Consider the following 23,340-nt stretch of genomic DNA (forward strand, 5'->3'; position numbering starts at 1 on the left):
TAGAGCCGGGGGAAGGATGGCACTGATTATCACGTCGCCGCTGCGAGGCTGGGCTGCGCCCCTCGACAGCGTTCCGGATCCGGTCTTCGCACAGCGAATGATGGGCGATGGGGTCGCGATTCAGCCACTGGGCGACACGGTGTGTGCGCCGTTCGACGGCGAGGTCGTGACGCTCCATGAATCGGGGCATGCGGTCTCACTGCGCAGCGCCGAGGGCGCCGAAGTGCTGATCCATGTCGGCCTCGACACGGTTGCGCTGAAGGGCCGGGGCTTCACCCCGCTCGTCGCGGCAGGCGCCAGCGTCGCACGCGGCGATCCGCTGATCCGGTTCGACATGGACGCCGTCGCACTGGGCGCGACCAGCCTGATCACGCCGATCATCGTCACCAACGCCGAGGCGTTCACGATCACGCGCCGGGTGACCGGGCGCGCGGTCGGCGCGCATGAGGAACTGATGGCGCTTGCCCCGGCACGCGCCGAAGTGCGCCGCTGGTCCGACGATGGCACGGTGATCGAGGAACGCGTCACCCTCGTCCTTCCGCATGGCATCCACGCGCGACCCGCCGCACGGCTGGGCGAATGCGCGCGCCAGTTCGAGGCGGAAATCCATCTGTTCAACGGCGACAAGCGCGGTGACGCGCGCAGCACCGTCGGGCTGCTCGCGCTCGGCACGCGGCTGGGCGACGAAATCCGGGTACAGGCGCGCGGCAGCGATGCCGAGGCCGCGCTGGCCGCGATCGTCGCGCTGCTTGGATCGGATATGGGCGAAGGTGCAGCGGCTGCGCCTACTCCGGTTGCTGCCACTCCCGCGGTGCCGGCACTTGAGGCCGGACAAATTGGCGGCGTGATCGCTTCCCCCGGGCTTGCGATGGGGACCGCTGCACGATTGAACCAGACGGCGATCGCCGTCGAACGCGAAGGCAAGGGGACGACCGCCGAGCGCGCCGCGCTCGAAACGGCGCGAAACGAAGTACGCGCGCAGATCGGCGTGCGAGCCGCAAGCGAGGACGCCAGCGTTGCCTCCGTGATGCGTGCACATCTCGCGCTGCTCGACGATCCCGAACTCATCGCGGGCGCCGAAGCACGCATCACCATGGGCAACAGCGCGGGCTTTGCCTGGCGCGGTTCGGTGCACGACCAGATCGCGGCGCTCAAGGCGACCGGCAACGCGCATCTGATCGAGCGGATCGACGATCTGATCGATATTGAGCGGCAGGTGCTGCGTGCGCTGACCGGCGTGCCTGCGGAAACCGATGCGGTCCCGGCGGGCGCGATCCTTGTCGCCGACGATCTCCTGCCCTCGCAGCTCGTGGCGATCGCCGCGAGCAAGCCGGCAGGTATCTGTTTGACGCGCGGCGGACCGACTTCGCATGTCGCGATCCTGTGTGCGGGGATGGGTCTGCCCGCGCTGGTGGCGATGGGCAACGCGCTCGACGCGATTGGCGACGGCACGATGTTGTTGCTCGACGCCGAGGCGGGGCATGTCACGCCCAACCCCAATCAGGCCGATAGCGAAGCCTTTGCGGTTCGCCTCGCCAAGCGGGACGCGCGGCGCGAGGCCGCACGCGCCGCCGCCGCCGATATCTGCCGCACCGCCGACGGCGTACGGATCGAGCTGTTCGCCAATCTCGGCACCGTCGCGGACGCGAAGGTCGCCGCTGCGCAGGGCGCCGAAGGATCAGGGCTGGTTCGCAGCGAGTTCCTGTTCCTCGAGCGCGACGATGCGCCGACCGAGGACGAGCAGCACGCCGCCTATCAGGGCATCGCCGACGCGCTGTCCGGCAAGCCAGTGATCGTCCGTCTGCTCGACGTCGGCGGCGACAAGCCCGCGGCGTACATCCCGTTCGACGCGGAAGAGAATCCGGCGCTCGGTCTGCGCGGCATCCGCGTCGGCCTTGCGCATCGCGACCTGCTCGAGACGCAGGTCCGAGCGATCCTGCGCGTCCAGCCCGTGGGCCAGTGCCGCATCATGCTGCCGATGGTAGCAAGCGTCGCCGAGGTGCGCGCGGTACGTGAAGTCGTGGAACGGCTGCGTGGCGAGATGGCTATCGCGACCCCGGTTGAGGTCGGCGTGATGGTCGAAACCCCTGCCGCAGCGATCACGGCCGATTTGCTCGCGGCCGAGGCCGATTTCCTGTCGATCGGCACCAACGACCTTACCCAATATGTGCTGGCGATGGACCGCGGCAATCCGGCGGTCGCCGCCGGCGTAGATGCGATGCACCCTGCGGTGCTGCGTCTGATCGGCGAGACGTGCAGCCGCGCTGCCGCCAAGGGGCGCTGGGTTGGCGTGTGCGGCGGCCTCGCCTCCGATCCCGCGGCAGTGCCGATCCTTGTGGGTCTTGGCGCGACCGAGCTTTCGACCGTTCCCGGCTTCGTCGCCGAAGCCAAGGCGATCGTGCGCGGCCTGACGCTCGCAGACGCGCGGGCGCACGCCGAACAGGCCCTGCAATGCGCCTCCGCTGCCGAAGTCCGCGCGCTGGCTCGCGCGTTCGAGGAGAAGACACGATGAGAAAGATCCTCGAGACGCTCCAGCCGCTCGGCCGCGCATTGATGCTGCCGATCGCGGTGCTGCCGATCGCGGGCCTGTTGCTGCGCATCGGCCAGCCCGATTTGCTCGACATCGCCTTTGTTTCCGCCGCTGGCACGGCGATCTTCGGCAATCTTGGCATCCTCTTCGCGATTGGCGTGGCGGTCGGCTTTGCGCGCGATGGCAACGGCGCAGCGGCACTGGCCGGTGTCACTTGCTACCTCGTCACCACCACTGGCGCACAGACCTTCCTGATTGCGCCGCCAGAGGTGCTTACGGGCCTTCCCGACGCCGCCACCAAGGTTGCCGCACAGGCATGGGCGATCGGGCAGGTCGACCGGCTCCAAGTACCGATCGGCATCCTTTCCGGCCTGATCGGCGGTAAATTCTACAACCGGTTCGCGACCATCGCGCTCCCCGAGTATCTCGCTTTTTTCGGCGGACGCCGCTTTGTGCCGATCGCGGCCGGTATCGCCGGGCTGCTGCTCGCGGGCGTGATCGGCTATGGCTACGCGCATATCAGTTCCGCGCTCGACGCGGCGAGCCACGCCGTAGTTGAATCGGGCGGCGCCGGCATGTTCGTCTATGGCGTGCTCAACCGGCTGCTCCTCGTCACCGGTCTTCACCACCTGCTCAACAACGTCGCCTGGTTCCTGGTCGGCGATTTCGGCGGGGCGACCGGCGACCTCGGGCGTTTCTTCGCGGGCGATCCCAAAGCGGGCGCGTTCATGTCCGGCTTCTTCCCGGTCATGATGTTCGGCCTGCCCGCCGCATGCCTCGCCATGTACCACGAGGCGCGGCCCGAGCGGCGCAAGGCGGTCGGCGGCATGTTGTTCAGCCTTGCCTTCACCAGCTTCCTGACCGGCGTGACCGAGCCGATCGAATTCACCTTCATGTTCCTTGCGCCGTTCCTCTACGCGATCCACGCGGTGCTGACCGGCATCTCGATGGCTCTGATGGACATGCTGGGCATCAAGCTGGGCTTCGGCTTCTCGGCAGGGCTGTTCGACTATGTGCTGAACTTCAAGCTCTCGTCCAAGCCGTTGATGCTGCTGCCGGTCGGAGCAGCCTATGCGCTGATCTATTACGGCCTGTTCCGCTTCTTCATCCGCAAGCTCGACCTGGCGACGCCGGGGCGTGAGAAGGGTGAGGTCGCCGCAGCGGCGCCAGCCGGCGATGCGGCGGCTGGAAATGCGCGCGGCGAGGCCTTTGTCCGGGCGCTGGGTGGTGCAGCAAACCTGACCAGCGTCGACGCCTGCACCACCCGGCTGCGGCTTATCGTCGCCGATCAGAATGCGGTCGACGATGCGGCGTTGACTGCGCTGGGCGCGCGCGGGATCATCCGTCCGTCCGCCAATGCGACACAGGTAGTGCTCGGTCCGATCGCGGATCTGGTCGCCGAAGAGATCCGCAACGCACTGGGCGGCGGCGCGGCTCCCGTCGCGCAGTCCGTGCCCGCACCGGTTCCGCTGACGGACGACGCGCTCCCGGCCGCGGTCCTCGCGGCGCTCGGCGGCGGTGACAATATCCGCTCGCTGCGCGCGCTGCACGGCCGCTTCCGAATCGAGGTTGCCGAGGCTGGCCTGGCCAATGAGGCTGGGCTGCTCGCCGCCGCACACGGCGTGGTCTCGCCGCGGCCCGGCATCTATCACATCCTGCGTGACTGAGATGCTGGCGCTTCTTGCCGCCGGGCTGCTGCTTGGCGGTGGCGAACCCTCCGCACCGCTTCCGGTCTATACCGGGGGCCGTACCGTCGCCGCTGCGGATGGGAGCCAAAGCTTCGGCTGGCCCGGAGTCTATTTCGAGGCGCGTTTCCGCGGGACGGCGGTGCGGGTACGCTTCGATGCGCCAGCCGACCATCTGCGCCTGTCGATCGACGGCAAGGAGCATCAGGTGTTTCGCGCACCGGGTTCGGTGGACGTCACGATCACCGGGCTTTCGCCGGGCGAACACAGGGTCCGCCTCGAAAAGCTGACCGAGAGCCAGTCCGGCTCGAGCCGGTTCGTCGGTTTCGAAGCGTCAGGCGGCACCCCACTTCCGCCCCAGCCACGCAAACGCCAGATCGAGTTCATCGGCGACAGCTTCACCGTCGGATATGGCAACACTTCCCCGGGCGTCACCTGCACGCCGCAACAGGTGCACGCGCTGACCGATACGTCGCAGGCGTTCGGGCCGCTGGTCGCATCGGCGGTGGGGGCCGACTATCGAATCCACGCCTATTCGGGCTACGGCATGGTCCGAAACTATGACGGCAATGTGCAGGGCCAGAGCCTGCCTTTGCTCTATCCCCGCGCCATTCCGGGCGATGCAGAGCCCGCCGCCGCACCGGATCCGGCGTGGAAGCCGGGCGTGATCGCGATTGGTCTGGGCGGCAACGACTTCTCGACCCCGGTCAAGCCGGGCGAAGCGTGGCGCGACGCGGATGCGCTGCGCACCGCCTATCGCGACCGCTATGTGGCGTTCGTCGCCGAGCTGGCGGTACGCCAGCCGCAGGCGCGCTTCCTGCTGCTGACATCGGACCTGTTCCATGCCGAGGTGGCTGCGGTGGTCGCGCAGCTCGAACCCCGCCTTCGCGCCCGCGTCCGGACGCTGCATATCACCGGCTTTGAGCTCACCAGCTGTCAGGGGCATCCCTCGCTGGCCGATCACCGGCTGGCGGCGAAGCTGATCGGCGAGGCGCTCGCCGATCAGTGAAGTGCGTCAGCGCGGGCAGGTCCCCGCCGTCGCGCGGTGGCGGATCGCCTTGCCCCCCGCCTTGCCGGTAAGCTGACCGCCTTCGATCACCGCAGTCCCGTTGACGATCAGCGTGCGGACGCCCTCGCTGTTCAGCGCCGGCTCCAGATAGGTCGCGCGCGGGCGGTAGGTCCCGGGGTCGAACACGACGATGTCGGCGAAATAGCCCGGCTTCAGATGCCCGCGTCGGTCGAGCTTGTAGAAGTCCGCGGTGCGCCCGGTGCTCGAGTTGATGAAGGTCGCAAGGTCGATCGCCTTCTCGGCAACGACGTATTTGGCGTACTTCGTCGGGAAGGTGCCGTACATGCGCGGATGCCCGGACGATCCGTCCGATCCGGTCATCACCCAAGACTGCTGCATCAGCAGCTTGATATCCGGCTCGATCATGTTGAACGACACGATCGGCGATCCGCGGCCCTTGTCGGCGAGGATGATGCGGACCGCCGCCTCGACCGGATCGACCTTCCACTCACGGGCGACGTCATCGAGCCGCTTGCCGGCCCAGGGCTGGCCCTCGCCGCGCAGCAGCACTGCGTTGGGTCCGCCGCGACGGACGAGGTTGGGCGCCATCTCCGCGACGATGCGGGCACGATCGGCAGGGGTTTCCAGCCGCTTGACCAGCGCCGCGGCGCCGCCGTCCTGCGCCCAGCGCGGAACCAGCGCGGCGACGAGACCCGATCCCGATGCCTCATAGGGATATTGGTCGGCGGTGACGTTCTGCCCCCTGGCGCGTGCAGCCTCGACCGCGGCGACGATCTCCCCCGCCTTGCCGTGGACGTCCGCACCCAGCGCCTTGATGTGCGCGAAATGGACGGGCAGCCCCGCGGCGCGTCCGATCTCGATCGCTTCGGCGACCGAGTTCATCAGGCCGATCGAATAGGAGGATTCGTCGCGCTGATGGGTGTCGTAAATGCCTCCGCGCTTCGCCGCCTCGCGCGCCAAAGCAATCACCTCAGGCGTCTTGGAAAAACTCTGCGGGGCGTAGAAGAGCCCCGACGACAGGCCGAACGCGCCCTCGCACATCCCTTGTGCGGTGATCGCCTTCATCTGGTCCAGCTCGGCAGCAGTTGGTTCGCGGTCGTCGTTCTTGAGTACCTTCACACGCACCGCGCCGAAGCCGACGAACGTCGCGACATTCGGACCGACCCCGCCGGTATCGGCATGGTCGAGCAACGCCTTCACGGTGCCGCTTCCCTGGCCATAGCCGTCGACGCCGGTGAAGATCGTCGTCACGCCCTGTGTCAGCCACGGCTCGACCAGCCGCTCCTGTGGAGTCTTGCCCCAGATGAAGGCATCCGAATGGGTGTGCGGATCGATGAAGCCGGGGGAAACGACCAGCCCCCTGGCATCGATCCGCTTCGCGCCGGGAAACTTCTTTCCCGCGCCCGGCCCCACAGAGACGATCTTGTCGCCGATAACGACGACATCACCGGTGACGGGCGTGGTGGAATTGCCGTCATAGATGGTGCCGCCGGCGATCACGGTCGCCTGAGGCGCGGGCGCCGCCGTAGCACCGGGAAGCGCGGCCACGGCGGCAAGGAGAATGGCTTTGTGCATGATCAGTTGGTCCGGCTGAAGTGAAGCGTGACGCGCGGAATTTCGAGCGTGAAGCCGCGCGCGTCATCGTCGGGGTTGAGCGTGAACATGTCGCCCTTGAACGTCCCCTCGGGGCCACGCTTGAGCGTCTTGGCCGGAAGCCGCGTCCCGTCGGCGCGCTGGATCGCCAGCGACAGCGTGTCGCCTTTGGCCTCGACCCAATAGGTCGCCGCGACATTGGGATTGCGATAGGCGCCGTTGAGCGCACTGCCGTCCGCGCTTGGCTCACCGATCGCGGGGAGGCCTTCATTGAGCGCCGCGATCACCTTGTCCGCGTGCGGCGCCGGATCGACCGCGCCATTGTTGCAGAGCAAGGCGATGCCCATCCGCTTCTCGCGAAGATGGCCGTAGAGCGTCTTGAACCCCACCGCGCCGCCGGTGTGGTGGAACCAGTGATTTCCGACCAGCAGCGCATTGCCATAGGCAATGCCGCGTCCGGCGCGGATCGCGGGCGCGCCGTTCAGGAACTTGCCCGGCTCGGCCATCCATTTGCTGATCTGCGGGGTCCAGACCTTGTGCCCGGCATCGATATCATAATCCCATTTGGCGAGGTCATTGACCGTGGTGATCAAGCCGCCCGATCCGCCGAACAGCGGATATTCGTCGGCATCGGCGACCTTGCCGTCCTTGACGACATAGCCTTTGGCGACATTGGCGTCGGTAGTGCGGCTGCCCAGCATCATGAAGCTGCGCGTCATTCCAGCCGGCTTGAGCACCTTGTCGTTGACGTAGCTCTCGAACGTCCGTCCGGCGACGCGCTCGACGATCTCCGAAAGCAGCAGATAGCCGCCATTGCTATAGTCGTACTGCGTGCCGGGTTCGAACTTGGCGTCCTGTTGCCGGTACACGCCCGCCAGCGCCTGTTTGCGGTCGGGTCCGGAGATGCGTTCATAGCCCTCAAGCGCCAGCAGCGAGAGCGAATCGCGCACGCCGCCGGTCATGTTGAGCAGCATCTGCACCGTCACCTTGTCGGCGTACGGCGCAAGCTCGGGGATATACTTCCGGACGCTGTCACCCAGCCCGACCTTACCCGCCGCTACCTGCTGTAGCACCGCGACCGCGGTAAACTGCTTGGAGACCGATGCCGCGTAGAATTGCGTATCGGTCCCGATCGCGCGGCCGGTGGCGACGTCGGCGAGCCCCGCATTGACCAGCTCGGCCGGCTTGCCGTTGCGGAAGATGCCGACCGCGCACCCCGGCTGCGCCCCGTCCGGCACCCCAAGCGCAGCGCGGATACGGGCGGGCGCAGCCGGGTCGGTGGCGCTTGCGGGCGATGCCGCGAGCGCCACCAGGGGGATCATCGCCAAACGAACCTTCATGCTCTCTCTCCCCTATTCTGCCCTGATCAGAAGTTCAGCCGGACCCCACCGACAAACTGGCGACCGATCGTGTCGAACAGACCGCGCGTGGTGCCATAGCCCCCCGCACCGGTGATCGGCGGATCGGTATCGAGCAGGTTCTGCACCGCCGCGAACAGCGCGACCTTGCTGCCCTCTCCCTTCGGCTTGAATACAGTGAGCTCGCCCGAAATGTCGAAATAGACGCGGCCCTTGACCGTCAGCTTGTCGAGGTCCTTCGCCGTCATCGTGCGGTCGATATAACCGCCGCCGACATAGCGCGCGGTGCCGCTGAAGCGGAAATCCTCGGCGATGTAGCTGGCGTTGAAATTCGCCTTCCAGCGCGGGTTACCGCCCAGCGCGGCCACGGTCGGCTGCGCCATGCTGCTGTCGAGCCGCGTCTTGACGATACCGTCATCCAGCTCGGTCTTGATCAGGTAGTTGACCAGCGTCTGGAAGCTGATGCGGTCGCTCCCGACCGGCAGCGAATATTGCAGCTCCATATCGATGCCGCGGGTCATCGCGCTGGCGAGGTTCACCGGGCCACTGAACACATGGGTGATCATGCCGTCACCGCGGCGCGTGATGAAGGCACAGGCGGCAGGGTTGGTGGTGTAGCATTGCTCAACCGTCGCCGCGGGCGTGATCTGGATGATCGCGTCCTTGATCCGGATGTCGTAATAATCGACCGAAAGACGCAGTCCAGGGATCGCGCCGGGCGTCACCACCACGCCGCCGGTGAAGGTATCCGCGATCTCCGGCTTCAGGTTCGGATTGCCCGCGGTCAGCGCGATTACGAGATAGCTTTGCCCCGCAAAGCGTGGATCCTTGTCGGTCACGTTGAGGTTCGAGCTGCCGCTGCGCTGGAACAATTCCGCCAACGAGGGCGCGCGGATGTCACGCGATCGCGTGGCACGCAGGCGGATCGAGTCATTGAGCGAATAGTCGAGGCCGGCCTTCCAGGTCTTAACCGTGCCAGAGGTGCTGTAGTCGGTGATGCGGCCCGCCAGATCGAGGCTCAGCCGCTTGCCGAGCGACGAATCCTTGAGCAGCGGTACCATCAGCTCGCCGAACAGCTCCTTGACGTGAACCTGCCCCGAATAGGGCAGGCTGGGCGCGCCGAAGGCGCCGGCCTGCGAGCGCACGTCATAATCGACCGCCAGATCCTGATCGCGATATTCGGCACCGACGGCGAAGGCGACCGGTCCGGCCCAGGTCGAGAAGGGCTTGCCGCGCACCATCGCCGCGATCGTGTTCTGGCGAATGTCGCTCGTAAAGCGTTGGAAACCGTTCACATAGAGCAGTGCCGGATCATTGGCGTTGACGATACCGAGAATGTCGAGCGGCACGCAGCCATTACCCGGATTGGTGATCGTCGAACGGCAGATCGGATCGACGATGCCGGGCGTACGCGGATCGTCGATCGCATCGAGCGCAAGCGTATAGGCGCTGGTGACGCGAACGTTGCGCCCAATATTCTCGGTATAGTTGCGGCCATAGCCGTAATAGGCATCGATCTTCCAGCCCGGCGCGAACTCGCCGCTGAAGCCGACAGTCGTTTGGAACGTGTCGGTATCGAACTTGGTACGGACGCGGGAATGGTCGAGGTTGTTCTTGCCGACGGTGATCGTCGCGACGTTGTTGTTGAGCATTGTCTGGCGGAGCGCCGCGGGCAGAAACACATAGTCGGAGCGGAGCGAATACTGGAAGCTGGACGGGATATTATCCTGCTCCGAATTGAACTTGTGATAGGACATTTCGGCGAACAGCTCGAAGTTGCTGCCCACCTCCCATGTCAGACGCCCAAAACCGCTATAGCGGGTGATCGGGGTTGCTCCGACCTGCTCGCCGACGCCGTTGAGGCCGTCGCCGCCCAGCATCGAGCCTGAAGTGACCTGGGTTCCGAAGTTGAACGGGACCGCCGACCCGTCATTCGCGAACTGGATGCCCTTGAGATAGGCGGGCAGGTTGACGATGCTGTTGATCGCCGAGCCATTACCGGGAGTGAAGGTGGCGCCGGAGATGACACCGCCATAGGTCACGTTGCTGCTGCGCACGCCACATTCGGTGACGAAGAAGCGCGGCTGTTCGGGCGTGCCGCTACCGTTGACGCCGCCCACATTGGGGTTGGCTAGCAGACCGGGGCCGCACGCGCTCCAGTCGCGATCGAACAGCCGCCCGATGCCATTATTGTCGGAGAACTCACCGCCAACGACGAGGTGGAGGCGATCCGTGACCTTGGTTCCTGCGGCGACCGAGGCGAGGATCTGGCGATAGTCGCCCTCCTCCGCCGCACCGCCCTGAAGCGTGGCGCGCACCCCCTGCATCTTCGAGTTGATGCGCAGATTGACCACGCCCGCCACGGCGTCTGCGCCATAGGCTGCCGAGGCGCCGCCGGTGACGATGTCAACGCGGTCGATCAGCGCCTGCGGGATATTGTTGATGCTGACCGCGCCGGTCGGGTTGGTCGGCACGTAGCGGCGACCGTCAAGCAGCACCATCGTGCGCGCATAGCCCAAGCCGCGCAGGTCGAGGAAATTGCCGCCGGTCTGGGTGTTGCCGCCCGCATTGGTCGCGCTGGTCGGCGTAAGCGAGGGGCGTACCGACGGCATCTGATTGATGACGTCCGCGATGCTGGGGGCGGCGACACGCTCGATCGCGTCCATGCCGATTACGGTCACCGGCGTCGGCGTGTCGAAACCGCTACGTTCGACCAGCGAACCGGTGACGACGACTTCCTCCGCCTCGGCAGCTTCCGGCGCGGGATCGCTCTGCGCAAAGGCGGGCTGGGCCGCGACGGAAAAGACGCTGGCGAGGAGCAGAAACCGCAAGCGACGCGCGACGCTTCCCCGGATGTGTTGCGTGGCAAGCGTCATGTTCTGTCCCCCGATTATGTCGCGACGCAACATCCATGTGATACGTGTCACAAATCTAGAACAAATCTTTCACCTCGCTATAGCCCAAGGTTATGGTAGATTTCCGGGCAGACGGGCAAAATCCGCCAGCGCGCCGAACCATCGCCGCGAACGAAAATTGCGAGCGAAATCGCGCCGCAATGCAGCACGTTTTCGCTCGCAATGCATGGGCCTCAGCTGCCCCAGAATCCCGGCTCTGGCGGATACATCAGTCCGTGCTCGCCCATATGGATGCCGCCGGGGCGATCCTCGGCAAGCCACAACGGCCCGTCGAGATCGGCGCAGTCCGCCTGCACCGCGACACGGAACGCAGCCGCAATCGCGAGCGAGGTCGAGATCATGCAGCCGACCATCACCCCCAGGCCGCGGGCACGGGCACCCGCCAGCAGGTCGAGTGCCTCGGTCAGCCCGCCGGTCTTGTCGAGCTTGATGTTGACCATCTGGTAGCGCGACGCGAGCCGCTCGAGATCCGCCGTGACATGGCAGGATTCATCGGCACAGGTCGGCACCAGCCCACGAAACCCCTCAAGTGCGGCGTCCTGTGCGGCGGGCAAGGGCTGTTCGAGAAACTCGACCTCAAGCTCGGCCAGCATCGGCTGGAGTGCCTCGACCTGAGCCATCGTCCACGCCTCATTGGCATCGACCACCAGCCGCGACCCCGGCACTTCGGACCGGATCGCGCGCAGGCATGCTTCCGGTTCGTTGCCGTCGACCTTGACTTTGACGATCGCCGCACCACGGATCTTCCGCGCGGCAGCGGCCATCGCTTCGGGCGTGTCGATGCCGAGAGTCAATGCCGTGTGCACAGGCCGGATCGCAATTGGCGGTGCGGCGGTGCCAAGCTTCGCTTCAAGATCCCAAAGCGCGCAGTCCACCGCGTTGCGCGCCGATCCGGGTGGCATCAGCGCGCGAAGATCGTTCCGGCCGGCGCCCTGCGCGATTGCGTTTTCGATCGCGCGAAGCTGTTCGCTAACGCTCTCGACGCTCTCGCCATAACGCGCGGTCACCGATCCTTCGCCGCGGCCGATGACACCCGCCTCGCCGATCGTCACGACCGCGAGATCAATCGCGGTGCGCGATCCGCGCGAAATGCGGAAGGGCGTGTGGAGCGCCCGCTGCTCGATGCTGGCCGTTACAGCTCGAAGCATTGGCCGAGCCGATCGATGATCCGCGCTACGCCATGCCGCACCGGGTCGCCGCAGGGCAGGCCCAGCGCATCCTCGGCTGCTTTGCACGCCGCGATGGCGGCCGCATCGTCGAGCCCTTGGGTATTGAGCGCGATGCCCACCGCGATCACATCGGGATTGGTGAGGCGAGCCGCCTCCATATTACGATCGAGGCACAATTTGAGATCGGGCACCGCATGCGTCTTCATGTGGCGCATGATCGTGCGGCCCGCCTCATGGCACAGCACCAGCGCATCGGCCTGCGCGCCATGCAGCAGCCCCAGCGATACCCCCGCATAGGAGGGGTGGAACAGCGACCCCTGCCCCTCGATCACATCCCAACCGCCATCCGCGCGCGCGGGCGAAAGCTGCTCGACCGAGCCCGAGATGAAGTCCGCGACCACCGCGTCGACGGGCATGCCCGAACCGGCAATCAGGATACCAGTTTGCCCGGTGCCGCGGAAATCGGCGGCAATCCCGCGGCTGCGCATCTCACGCTCGAGCGCCAGCGTCGTGTACATTTTCCCGACCGAGCAATCGGTGCCGACGGTGAGCAGCCGCTTGCCCGCGCGCGGCGCGCCGGTGCCGACCTTGAGATCGGCGGGCGGCTCGCGCACGTCCCACAGCGCCCGGCCAAGCTCGGCGGCACGCGCAGCGATCTCGGGCTGATCGGACAGACGCTCGTGCAGTCCGCTCGCGATATCGAGGCCCGCCTCCATCGCGGCGAGCACATCGGCCACTGTCGCGGGCGCCATCACGCCACCGGCATTGGCGACGCCGATCACCATCGTGCGCGCACCCGCAGCCACCGCTTCGGCAAACCCGAGATCGGGAACGCCAAGATCGATCGGCGAGCCAGGCGAACGTACCTGGCCCACCGCCCATTCGGGCCGCCACACCGCGATGCCGCGCGCCGTCTTGGCGGAAATCGGATCGGTCGCCTGGGCGATGTAAAGCAGATAGGGCGGCTTGCTCATAGGTGATTGGGTTCCCCGAAAGATGAACGGGTTGAACGGGAAACCGCCGGTTTCGCCAATAGAAAATTCGGGGTCGGGCCATAGCCCCGGGCTATGCCAGCCAGCCAAATATGTGCACGCGTCGCGCCGGGCGCCCCTTGCCTCGTGCCGGTCACTTCGTTCTACTGAAGCAACGTTCCGGTCGCGTCGCGAAGGACGCGGCACCCGCCGCCGGACGTCAACGACGAACCAGACAGAGGGGCCCCACATGATGCAGATCCACTTGAACCACGCGATGCGCGGCGCATGAACCTGGTACGGGGGTGGTTCGCCATTGCGCTGTGGAAGCGCGTGATCCTGGGGATGGTGTGCGGGCTGCTGCTCGCGCTGATATGGCCCGCCGCCGCGCCCAAGGTCGCGATCCTCGGCGAACTGTTCGTGCGGCTGATCCGGATGCTGGTGGTGCCGATCGTCTTCATCAGCATCGCATCGGGCATCACCGCGCTGGGCGATACCAGAAAGCTGGGATCGGTCGGGCTACGCACCGTCGGCCTGTTCGCGCTCACCACGGCAGCCGCGGTCGCGATCGGGATGACCATCGGCATCCTGCTCGAACCCGGGATCGGGGCCAATGTCGGCGGGGCCGCCCCTCGTGAACTGGGCGTCGCCAAGACCGTCTATGAGCAACTCGTCGGGATCATCCCGCTCAACATCCTGCAGGCGATGGTCGAGGGCGATATGCTCGCGATCCTGTTCGCCGCCACGCTGCTCGGCGCGGGTGTGATCGCCGCAGGTGATGCGGGCAAGCCGGTCGCCGGCTTCCTCCAGTCGCTGTCGGCGGTGCTGTTCCAGGTCATCCGTATGGTGATGGAGGTGACACCGTTCGGCGTGTTCGCGCTGATCGCGGGTGCGGTCGCCGCCAACGGTCTCGCCGTGTTCACCCATATCGGCCTGCTCGCCGCCGCGGTGGCGATCGCTTCGCTGCTTCAGATCATATTGGTGCACGCGCCGCTGATCCGCTGGGGCGCGGGCATGTCGGTGCCGCGCTTCTTCCGCAGCATTGCCGACGCGCTCGCAGTCGCGTTCTCGACCGCCTCCTCCTCGGCAACGCTCCCAGTCGCGCTGCGGGTCGCGTGCGACCGGCTGCGGATCGACCGCGCGATCGCTTCCACGACGCTGCCGCTCGGCGCCAGCATCGGCAAGGACGGGACGGCGATGTATGTCGGCCTGCTCAGCGTCTTCGCGCTACAGGCGTTCGGCGTGCATATCGACGCAGGCGTGTTCCTGACATTGTTGTTCGTCGGCGCGCTCACCGCGTTCGGCACCGCCCCGATCCCCTCGGCATCGCTGTTCATGCTGACCGCGGTACTGCCGACGGTGGGCGTGACGCCCGAGCAGACCGCGTTGCTCGTAGGCTTCATCCTGCCGTTCGACCGGCTGCTCGACATGACGCGCACCGTGCCCAGCGCCTGCGCCAACCTGACCGTCTGCACGATCGTCGCGCGGATGGAGGGTGCGGTCGGGAGCGAACCGCAACCAACGGCGGAACCCTCAAAAACCGCGACCTGACCTAAGGGAGAAAGCCCATGCCGCCGAAGCGGAGGCAGCGGACCTGCTGATCCGTGGCGGCACGGTCTATACCGGATCAGCCGCGCCGTTCACCGGCGACATCGCCATCCGCGGCGACCGCATTGTCGATGTCGGCCCCAAGGCACTGATCGGCGGAGGCGAAGGGGTTGGTGCTCCCGTTCCTGATGCAGGAGGGACAGGCAATGACGATCGAAACCACGCAATAAGGCCGCGCGCAGCGATGCTGCACGCGGCCGGTTGCGCGCGATGAAGTGGGGTCAGGCTTGGGCGGCGTCGCGTCCGCGCCACAACCGCCAGACGCCGATCGTCATCAGCGGAAGCACGAACACGATCAGCGTCGCGATCGCCATGGCGCGATAACCGTTGGCGATCAGCGCGACGAGACCGATGGCGCTCGCGATGAACACCGATCCGACGGTGATCGCCGCCGGCACGGCGATACGCACTGATTGCGGCATCGCCCTACCGCGGCGCTGATACGCAGCATCGATCCGCGCGTTGAAGGCCTGGACGAAGCCTACGCTGCATTCGAGTAGTGCAGCGAATACCATTGCCTGGAAGGCGAAGTGGAAGAGCGGGCTGCCGAGTGCGTCGAGGATGTAATTCGACGGCAGTTCTTCATTGACGATGCCGGGATAGAAGGGGACCAGACAGACGAAGAAGGCGAGCGCCGGGATCATCGCCAGCGGTCCCGCGAGCAGCCCCGACACCACCGCGTCGCGCCCGCTGCTCAGGTGCCGCAACACCGGCAGGATCAGCACCGCGCCGATGACGTTGTACGAGGCATAGGTGACTCCGCCCATGAACCAGCCCGTCGTCGGCACCGCCATCGAAAAGCCTTCGCGGATCTGCGGCGTGAACTGCCACAACACCATCACGAGGAAGATTGCATAGACGCCGTAAAGCAGGATCGAGACGTACTTGAACACCGCCTCAGCCGCGCTCTGCCCGGCCGCGCACACGACCAGCACCGACACGACCAAAGCGAGCGTCCCGACGATGTGCGGCAGCCCGAACATCGCCGCCCCGATCGATCCCGCCGCCGATCCGAACACCGACAGGACGAGGATCAGGAAGCCGAAATAAATGATCTCGAACGCCACATCGAAGCGGCCGAGCAACGGGCGGAAGAAGCCCTGATAGTCGGTCGCGCGGACCGCATAGGCGAAGCGGAAGGTGATCGCGCAGATCACGCTCCACATCACCATCGCGAGCAGCATGCCCCACAGCCCGCCAACGGGGCCCGCAGGCATGAAGAATTCGACGAGTTCGCGCCCGGTGGCATAGCCGCCACCGATCACGACCGCCTTGAAGGCGAATCCGGGGAGCAGGTAACGGTTGATCGTGGAAACGGCACTCACTTTTCAAGCTCCTCAAAACTGCGATTGCCGATCGGATATTGCTGCCACCCATCCCGGTCGAAATGCCACCATTCCTGCGGGTATACGGTGAAGCCGTCGGCTTCCATCGCCCGGCGCAGCACCTCGCGCAGCCAGCGCTGCTCGTCGCTGCCGCCGACATAGTTGGTATAGGACCGGCTCGACATCTCGTCGTAACGGCCGGTGGTGATCATCGGCGTGCCGGTGGCAAGATCGACCATGGTGAGATCGACCGCCGCGCCGCGATTGTGACGCGACCCCTTGCTGGGATCGGCGACGAAGATGCGGCTGGCCGGTGGGGTCGCGTCCCAGAACATCTTGGTGACGTACCAGGGGCGATAGGCGTCATGGACGAGCAGGCCGAAACCCTGCGGCGCGAGCGCCTTGTTGATCCGGGCCATCGCTTCCGCCGCCGGACGCTGAAGAAACGCGCCCGACCGCTCATAGATCTGCTGGCCGAGGAAGTTGTTGGTCCCGGCATAGCGGACATCGAGCCGGATCGCCGGATCGAACGACTGCACCGCGACCAGATCGGACTTGACCTTCGGCTCGGCCTCAACCGGTGGCGTCGCGGCGCGCGCGCCTGCGCGCACCGTGTCGATCCCCCCGGTCGCCATCACCTTACGGATCGCCGCCTCACCCTCCGCACCGAAGTCGCGGCGGGGAAAGCGGATCGCGCCGAGGTTGGCAGCGATGACCTTGCCCGCGGCATCGCGCTCAAAGGTCAGCGCCTCGAGCGGGTAGAGGCCGTGATCCTTGGGAAAAGCGTAATGATCGGCGGCGACCCGTGTGAGTGGGAGCCAGTCGACCCATTCGACGCGGACATAGGGCTTGCCGTCGCGCTCGTAGATGCGCAGCACGTTATAGTCCCAGCCATATTCGCCGATCAGCCCGGCGAGTTCGGCGGCGGGCGGCGGCGGGCGGCGCCATTGCGCGCGCGCGTAGCGGCGGCCGTCGAGTTCGACCCAGCTCGCATCGGGCGCGACGACGACGCCTTCGCGCCACATCTGGGCGTCATCGAGCACATAGCGGTCGCCGATCCGGCGCAACTCAGCCGCCAGCTCGGGCCCGTCGAGCACCAGCCGGCCATCGAACACGCGCAGATTGAGGCTGTCGCCGCCATTCTCGAACCGGCCGCTGAGGCGAATAGCCTCGTCGCCGGCGATCGCGGTGCTGCGTTGCCAGCCGGGCAGCGCCCGGCCCTCGCGCGCGGCGAGCCAGCTGCGCAACGCGTGCGCGCCGATCCGCTGTGCGGCGGTTCCGGAATCGACCGTCGCGAAGACGACCACGCCGATCCCGGCATCGGGCATCAATTGCAGGCTGGTGACATGACCATAGACCGCGCCGCCATGCCCGACGGTGCGCTGACCATCGAGCGTGCCCAGCGCAAAGCCGAGCCCGAAGCTGCGCTGGCCGGTCTTGCCATATTGTTCGCGCCACATCTCGGTCAGGCTTGCGGGCTTGAGCACAGCGCTGCCGCCATTGAGCATCGCGCGGGCAAAGGCGCCGAGATCGGCGGTGTCGGTGTAGAGACTGCCTGCAGCGGGCGTGCCGAGTTCGAGCGGCGGCGCGGCCCAGCGCCCGCCGTCGAAGCTGACCATCTGCGAATACGCAACCGGGCTCTTCAGCGCACTGCGCGCAAACCCGCTCGAACCCATGCCGAGCGGGCGCAACACCAGATCGGTCACCGCCTGCGCATAGGGCTTGCCCGAAACGCTCGCGACGACCTCGCCGACCACGGCGATGCCGGCGTTGGAATATTTGGTGATGGCGCCGGGCGCCGCGACCAGCCGGGTCGAGTTGAGGCTGGCGACGGCGTCGGCCTGGCCCTTGGCATGGTCATCGAAATAATGGCCGCGCGGCGCTTCGCGCACCAGCCCGCTGCGGTGCGTCATCAACTGGCGCAGCGTGATCGCACCGCCGAACGGGTTCTGTGGCCGGAAATCGGGAAGATAGCGCGTCACCGGCGCGTCGAGATCGAGCTTGCCCTGCTCGACCAGCCGCATCACCGCGACATCGGTGAACAGCTTGCTGACCGATCCGGCGCGATACAGCGTCGCCGGGGTCGCTGCGACCTTGCCGTCCGCGTCCGCCTTGCCCCAGGCGCGCGACCAGACGACGCCGCTGCGGTCGACCAATGCGACCGCGATCGACGGAATTTCCTTGTCCGCCAACTCGGCCTGCGCCGCGGCCTCGACCGACGCGGTGACGGGCGCGGGGAGTTGCGCGACGGCGGGCGCGGTGCAGACCAGCACCGCCCCGAGCACGGAGCGGATCACTGGCCGCCCAGCAGATAATGGTCGTAGGCGGTTCGCGCGATCTCAGCGATCACGCGTTCCTGCGTATCAACGCCCTTGGTGTCGCCCTTCACGAACACCGCGATCGCGAACTTGCTGCCGTCGGGCATCGTGACGATGCCGACATCGTTGGCGATGCTCATCAGCGTGCCGGTCTTGTGCGCGACGACGGTGCCCAAAGGCAGCAGGCCCTTGAGCCGCTTCTCGCCGGTGATGCAGCGTTCCATGATCTCGATCAGCACCCTGGTGCCCGACGCGCTCAGCGCCTTGCCCGACTGGATGACGGCGAGCAGCTGGACCATCGCCTCCGGCGTCGAAGCGTCGCGCGGATCATTGTTGAAGGGCGTATTGGGCGTGCGCTTCTGGTCCATGTCGCGCTTCGACGGGTCGGCGGCGAAGGCGCGCTCGATATTGTCCTTGAAGCTGCCCGGCCCCGGCGTGATGTCGAGCGCGCGGTAGATCAGCCGCGCGGTATCGGCGTCGACGCGCTGGCCGCTGGCGACGCCGACCTTGCGCAGCCATGCGGTGACCGCAGCGGGGCCGCCCGCCTGGGTGACCATCACATCGGTCGCGGTATTGTCGCTGCGCGTCAGCATCAGTTCGAGCAGATTGTGGACCGACAACGCGACCCCGGGATGCTTCATCTGCTCGGTGATTCCGGCCGACTGGACCCACACTGCCGGATCGACGGTGACCATCGTGTCGAGCTTCAATTCGCCCTTGTCGATCCGGTTCAGCACCGCGCCCGCGACGGCAATCTTGAAGGTGCTGGCCATCGGGAAGGTCTGGCCGGCGTTGAGCGTGTACACCGGCCCGCCACCGATCCGCTGCACTGCCACCCCGACGGTGCCGTCGGTCTGTTTGGCGAGCGCCGCAATCGCGGATTCGAGCTTCGTCTGTGCCGCCGGCGCCTGTGAGGTCCGAGCGCCGGCGGCGGGGATCAACGGTGACGTGACGAGGCACAACACCGAAAGGGGAAACAATACACGGCCCTTCAGCAAGCTTGCACGCACACCCTGTCTCCCCATTCGGTTTTGTCGTTATCGTCGTTGTCGTCGTTATCGTCGTTCGGTCAGAAGCTGAAGCGGACCCCCGCGGTGAACTGCCGCCCGATCACATCGTACAGATGCCGCGCGGTCGCCCAGTCATAGCCCAGGATCGGCGGATCGGTGTTGAGCAGGTTGAGGATCGAGCCATAGGCCGCGACCTTGCTCTTGCCGCCGGTGGGGCGGAACAAGGTCACTTCACCCGACAGGTCGAGATAGAAGCGGCCCTTGCCGTTCATCTTGTCGCTGATCGGGGTGCCGAAGGGCTTGGTAATGTTGGTATCCCGCGTGATGAGACCACCGCCGACCCAGCGGCCGGTGAGGTTCAGGCGATAGCCGTCGGTGCTGTAGCTCGCCGAGCTGGTGACGCGCAGATTGGGCGAGCCGTTCACACCATCGACAAAGGTTTGCGACAGCGTTCCCGCGAGGATCGTCTTGGTGCCGCCATCGCCCACAAGCTCGAGCTTGTTGATGTAGTTGGCGAGCACGCGCAGATCGAGGCTGCCGTTCCACAGATCGGTGCGGTACGAGGCCTCGAAATCGATGCCCGCGGTCATGATCGACTGGAAGTTGGCGGGCGCCAGACGAAGGCCGGTGATCAGACCGGGGACGCCCCCCGCCGTCGGATCGCGCGACACCAGCGCGCAGGTCGCGGTATCGCCATTATTGCAGCGGGTGATGATCTGCTGCGCGCTCAGGGCGGCGATCGCGCCCTCGATCTTGATGTCGTAATAGTCGATCGAGAAGCGCAGATCGCGGGTCGGCGACACGATCATGCCCAATGTCAGCGTGTCGGCCTTTTCGGGCTTGAGGAACGGGTTTCCGCCCTGCGTGGCCGAGACCGTGTAATTCTCATCCCCGCGCGCGCTGTCGGTGATGGGGTAGATCAGCGTCTGCCCGGCCGCGAACAGTTCCTGCACGTTCGGTGCGCGAATGTCGCGCGAGCGCGTGGCGCGGAAGCGCAGGAAATCGGTCATCGCATAGTTGATGCCGACCTTCCACGTCTCGACCCGGCCAGAGGTTTCATAGTCGGTGACGCGGCCGGCGAGGTTGAGTTCGAGATTCTTGGCATATTCCTTGTCGGCAAGGACCGGGATCAGCAGCTCGCCGAACGCTTCCTTGACCTCTTCGGCGCCCGAGAAGGGCAAGGTGTTGCCGACGCGATAGACGGTCGCGCCGCCCGGACGGCTTGCCGAGATCGGATCGGACAATACGTCGACCTCGAACTTGCGCCAGTGGACGCCGCCCGCGAAGCTCACCGTGCCGGCGGGAAGCGAGAACAAATTGCCGCGCACGATCAGGTCCGCAGTCTGCTGCTTCATCTGCCAGTCGCGGATCGAATCGCCGGTGATGTAATCGAGCGCCGCGGTCTGCGTGCCCGGCGCGACCACACCGAACAGGTTGAGCGGGACGCAGCCATTGCCGGGGTTGGTGATGGTCGAGCGGCAGATCGGATCGACCACGCCCGGGGTCGCGGGATTATCGACCGCGTCAAGCGCGTTGCGCCAGTTGGCGGTGATCCGCGCGCCGGCGAAGTTGGTGTAATCGCGCGCCCTGCCGTAGGTGTAGGAGACGTCGTAGCTCCACGACCCGCCGATCTTGCCGCGCAGCCCTGCCACCGCCTGCCAGTTCCAGCTCATCTTGTTGATATAGCCGCGCGCATAGTCGTTGATCGCGCGACCCATCACGAAGCTGGTGATGTCCGGATTGGCATTGAGGGTCGTGCGGATCGAGGCGGGCAGGAAGACATTGTCGCGCTGGATCGTGATCTGATCATTGGCGGTGATCGACGGCGCATTCTCGATGTCCGAACGCGCATAGCCGAAGCTGGCGTAGAGCGTGGCGTTGTTGTTGAACTCGAACTCGCTCGCGCCATAAGCGGCCCAGCGCTTGTAGGGCTGCTTGAGCACCGCGTCGCAGATGCCGCAGACGCCGTCGCCGCCCTGATGCGCATTGGCGGTCTGGTTGGTACCGTAGTTGAACGGGCCGGTCTGGCCGTTGCCGAGGAACTGGATACCGCGCAGCAGCGCGGTGCCGTTGGCGCCGGTCGCGCTGTTGATCAGGCCGCCATAGGAGGCGTTCGACACGCGCGGCTGGTTGACCAGAATATAGGTCGGCGCGGTGTTGGTCGGCGTGCTGGCGGGGTTGGAGATGACCGAATAGTCGCCCCATTCGCGCGCGCCATAGTTGAGGATGCCCTTGCTGCCCGCGATCTCGCCGCCGACGATGATGTGGCCGCGGCCCTGCGCGAATTTGGTGCCCGCCGCGATCGAGGCGAGGTAGCTCTTGTTGTCGCCATAGTCGCTGATGCCGTATTGCGCGTTGCCGCGCACGCCCTGCAACTTATGGTCGATCTTGAAGTTGACGACGCCCGCGACCGCGTCCGAGCCATAGGCGGCCGAGGCGCCGCCGGTCACCACTTCAGCGCCCGAAATCACCGCCTGGGGGATGTTGTTGACGTTGACCACGCCCTCCGGCGAGGACGGCGTCGGGCGCTTGCCGTCGAGCAGCGTGAGCGTGCGCAGATAGGTGAGGCCGCGCAGATCGAGATAATTGCCCGACGACAGCTTGGAGAGGTTGGTCGACGCCTCAGGCGTGACGCTGGGCTTGAGCGCGGGATATTGGTTGAGCGCATCGGCGATGTTCGGCGCGGCGACGCGGTCGAGGTCGGCGATGCCGACGACCGTCACCGGGGTCGGGGTGTCGAAGCCGGTACGCGCGATCTGCGATCCGGTGACGATGACTTCCTGCGGCTCTTCTTCGGGTGCATCCTGCGCCCAGGCGAAGCTCGGAAGAACCAGCGGAAGGCCAAGTGCCGCGCCCGCCATGATCCGGCGCTTCATGCTGCGCCGCATACCCGTCAACTTCGCCATCGCGTGTCCCCTAATTTTCGATTCGTGAAAACCGTGCCCCTGAGCGGCAATGGAGTCGCTTGATCTGCGACTCTCTATCTTTCTGGGATGGCAGTTGTTCTCTTATTGGAGAATGTCGTCAAGACAGAAAATGACATGCCGAACTGGGAAGGTTGAAACTTCCGATCCTGAGGCGGTTGCTCGCCAGAACCGATTTCAAATCCGCAAATCTGTGATAAATAGCCGACAAATGAGCCCAAGCCTTGGAACCATCGTAAAACGCCTGCGCCAGGAGCGCGGATGGAAATTGTCGGATATGAGCAATGCTGTCGGCATTCCGCTCTCGACGCTTTCCAAGATCGAGAACGACAAGCTGACGCTGAGCTACGACAAGCTTCAGCAGTTCGCGCGCTCGCTCAATATTCCGCTGACGGCCTTGTTCGCCGAGCCCGCACCCAAGAAGGGCGCGCCGGTGGTGACTGGGCGGCGTAGTCTCGCGACGCTCGATCGCGCGATCCACATCACGACCCCCAACTACGAATATAGCTATTTCGCCGGCGAACTTCGTCACCGCCGGATGATCCCGATCCATGCGCGCGTAACCTCCAAGACGCTGGAGGAGTTCGGCGAGTTGGTGCGGCACAGTGGCGAGGAATTCTCCTATGTGGTCAAGGGTGCAGCCATCCTCCACACCGAGTTTTACGAACCGGTGACGCTCCACGAAGGCGAAGGCGTCTATATCGACAGCACCATGGGTCACGCCTATCTGGTCGCGCCCGGCCATGACGAGGCGGTCATGCTGGTCGTGTGTGCATCGGGCGACGAGCATCTGCAGGACGAACTGATCGCTGAGGCCGCGGCACGGCAGGGCGAAGACCCGGCAGCTGACTCCGGCGCACCCCGCTGGTCGCGGCCGGAATAGGCCAAACCAGTTTTCCTTGAG

At 66.0% G+C, this 23,340-nt stretch carries 14 protein-coding genes; 5 read left to right on the top strand and 9 right to left on the bottom strand.

The window, feature by feature from the left end; genetic code table 11:
- Positions 1-16 precede the first annotated feature (16 nt).
- Genes ptsP through AC07NK_RS00075 form a run of 3 tightly spaced genes read left to right on the top strand, consistent with a single transcriptional unit; the run spans position 17 to position 5,224 of the window.
- Complete coding sequence (ptsP, locus tag AC07NK_RS00065) at positions 17-2,512, top strand: phosphoenolpyruvate--protein phosphotransferase (protein ID WP_495168531.1); 2,496 nt, start codon at positions 17-19, stop codon at positions 2,510-2,512.
- Positions 2,509-4,197, top strand: a complete 1,689-nt coding sequence (nagE, locus tag AC07NK_RS00070) for an N-acetylglucosamine-specific PTS transporter subunit IIBC (protein ID WP_495168532.1) — start codon at positions 2,509-2,511, stop codon at positions 4,195-4,197. Before ptsP ends, nagE begins: the two co-directional genes overlap by 4 nt.
- A 1-nt stretch (position 4,198) precedes the next feature.
- Positions 4,199-5,224: an SGNH/GDSL hydrolase family protein gene (locus AC07NK_RS00075; protein ID WP_495169607.1), complete on the top strand. Its 1,026-nt coding sequence runs from the start codon at positions 4,199-4,201 to the stop codon at positions 5,222-5,224.
- A gap of 6 nt (positions 5,225-5,230) precedes the next feature.
- Here AC07NK_RS00075 and AC07NK_RS00080 read toward each other — a convergent pair whose 3' ends face one another.
- The 5 genes from AC07NK_RS00080 to dgcN form a co-directional block, all read right to left on the bottom strand.
- The gene (locus AC07NK_RS00080) at positions 5,231-6,820 is read right to left on the bottom strand and encodes an N-acyl-D-amino-acid deacylase family protein (RefSeq protein WP_495168533.1); all 1,590 of its coding nucleotides are present in this window, start codon (positions 6,818-6,820) and stop codon (positions 5,231-5,233) included.
- A 2-nt stretch (positions 6,821-6,822) separates the two neighbouring features.
- On the bottom strand, positions 6,823-8,178 hold the full coding sequence (locus tag AC07NK_RS00085; RefSeq protein WP_495168534.1) for a serine hydrolase domain-containing protein: 1,356 nt from the start codon (positions 8,176-8,178) through the stop codon (positions 6,823-6,825).
- Between the two features lie 26 nt (positions 8,179-8,204).
- A complete protein-coding gene (locus AC07NK_RS00090) occupies positions 8,205-11,027 on the bottom strand; it encodes a TonB-dependent receptor domain-containing protein (protein ID WP_495168535.1) in 2,823 nt (940 codons plus the stop codon).
- Between the two features lie 257 nt (positions 11,028-11,284).
- Positions 11,285-12,259 (bottom strand): N-acetyl-D-Glu racemase DgcA, encoded by a 975-nt coding sequence (gene dgcA / locus AC07NK_RS00095; RefSeq protein WP_495168536.1) that lies wholly within the window; start codon positions 12,257-12,259, stop codon positions 11,285-11,287.
- On the bottom strand, positions 12,244-13,254 hold the full coding sequence (gene dgcN, locus AC07NK_RS00100; RefSeq protein ID WP_495168537.1) for an N-acetyltransferase DgcN: 1,011 nt from the start codon (positions 13,252-13,254) through the stop codon (positions 12,244-12,246). The genes dgcA and dgcN overlap by 16 nt, the downstream gene beginning before the upstream one ends.
- Positions 13,255-13,539: 285 nt before the next feature.
- On the opposite strand from dgcN, the gene AC07NK_RS00105 reads away from it, so the two are divergent.
- Positions 13,540-14,802 carry a dicarboxylate/amino acid:cation symporter gene (locus AC07NK_RS00105; protein ID WP_495168538.1) on the top strand — a complete coding sequence of 421 codons (1,263 nt, stop codon included), beginning with the start codon at positions 13,540-13,542 and terminating at the stop codon, positions 14,800-14,802.
- A gap of 278 nt (positions 14,803-15,080) precedes the next feature.
- Here AC07NK_RS00105 and AC07NK_RS00110 read toward each other — a convergent pair whose 3' ends face one another.
- The 4 genes from AC07NK_RS00110 to AC07NK_RS00125 form a co-directional block, all read right to left on the bottom strand.
- The gene (locus tag AC07NK_RS00110) at positions 15,081-16,184 is read right to left on the bottom strand and encodes a YkvI family membrane protein (protein ID WP_495168539.1); all 1,104 of its coding nucleotides are present in this window, start codon (positions 16,182-16,184) and stop codon (positions 15,081-15,083) included.
- Complete coding sequence (locus AC07NK_RS00115; protein ID WP_495168540.1) at positions 16,181-18,481, bottom strand: serine hydrolase; 2,301 nt, start codon at positions 18,479-18,481, stop codon at positions 16,181-16,183. The genes AC07NK_RS00110 and AC07NK_RS00115 overlap by 4 nt, the downstream gene beginning before the upstream one ends.
- Positions 18,478-19,443: a class A beta-lactamase gene (gene bla / locus AC07NK_RS00120; protein WP_495168541.1), complete on the bottom strand. Its 966-nt coding sequence runs from the start codon at positions 19,441-19,443 to the stop codon at positions 18,478-18,480. The genes AC07NK_RS00115 and bla overlap by 4 nt, the downstream gene beginning before the upstream one ends.
- A gap of 128 nt (positions 19,444-19,571) precedes the next feature.
- On the bottom strand, positions 19,572-22,418 hold the full coding sequence (locus tag AC07NK_RS00125) for a TonB-dependent receptor domain-containing protein (protein ID WP_495168542.1): 2,847 nt from the start codon (positions 22,416-22,418) through the stop codon (positions 19,572-19,574).
- A 229-nt stretch (positions 22,419-22,647) separates the two neighbouring features.
- On the opposite strand from AC07NK_RS00125, the gene AC07NK_RS00130 reads away from it, so the two are divergent.
- Entirely contained in the window at positions 22,648-23,319 is a 672-nt protein-coding gene (locus AC07NK_RS00130) for a helix-turn-helix domain-containing protein (RefSeq protein ID WP_495168543.1), read from the top strand.
- The last annotated feature ends 21 nt before the right edge of the window (positions 23,320-23,340 follow it).

The organism is Sphingomonas sp. GW821-FHT09B04 (assembly GCF_059418285.1).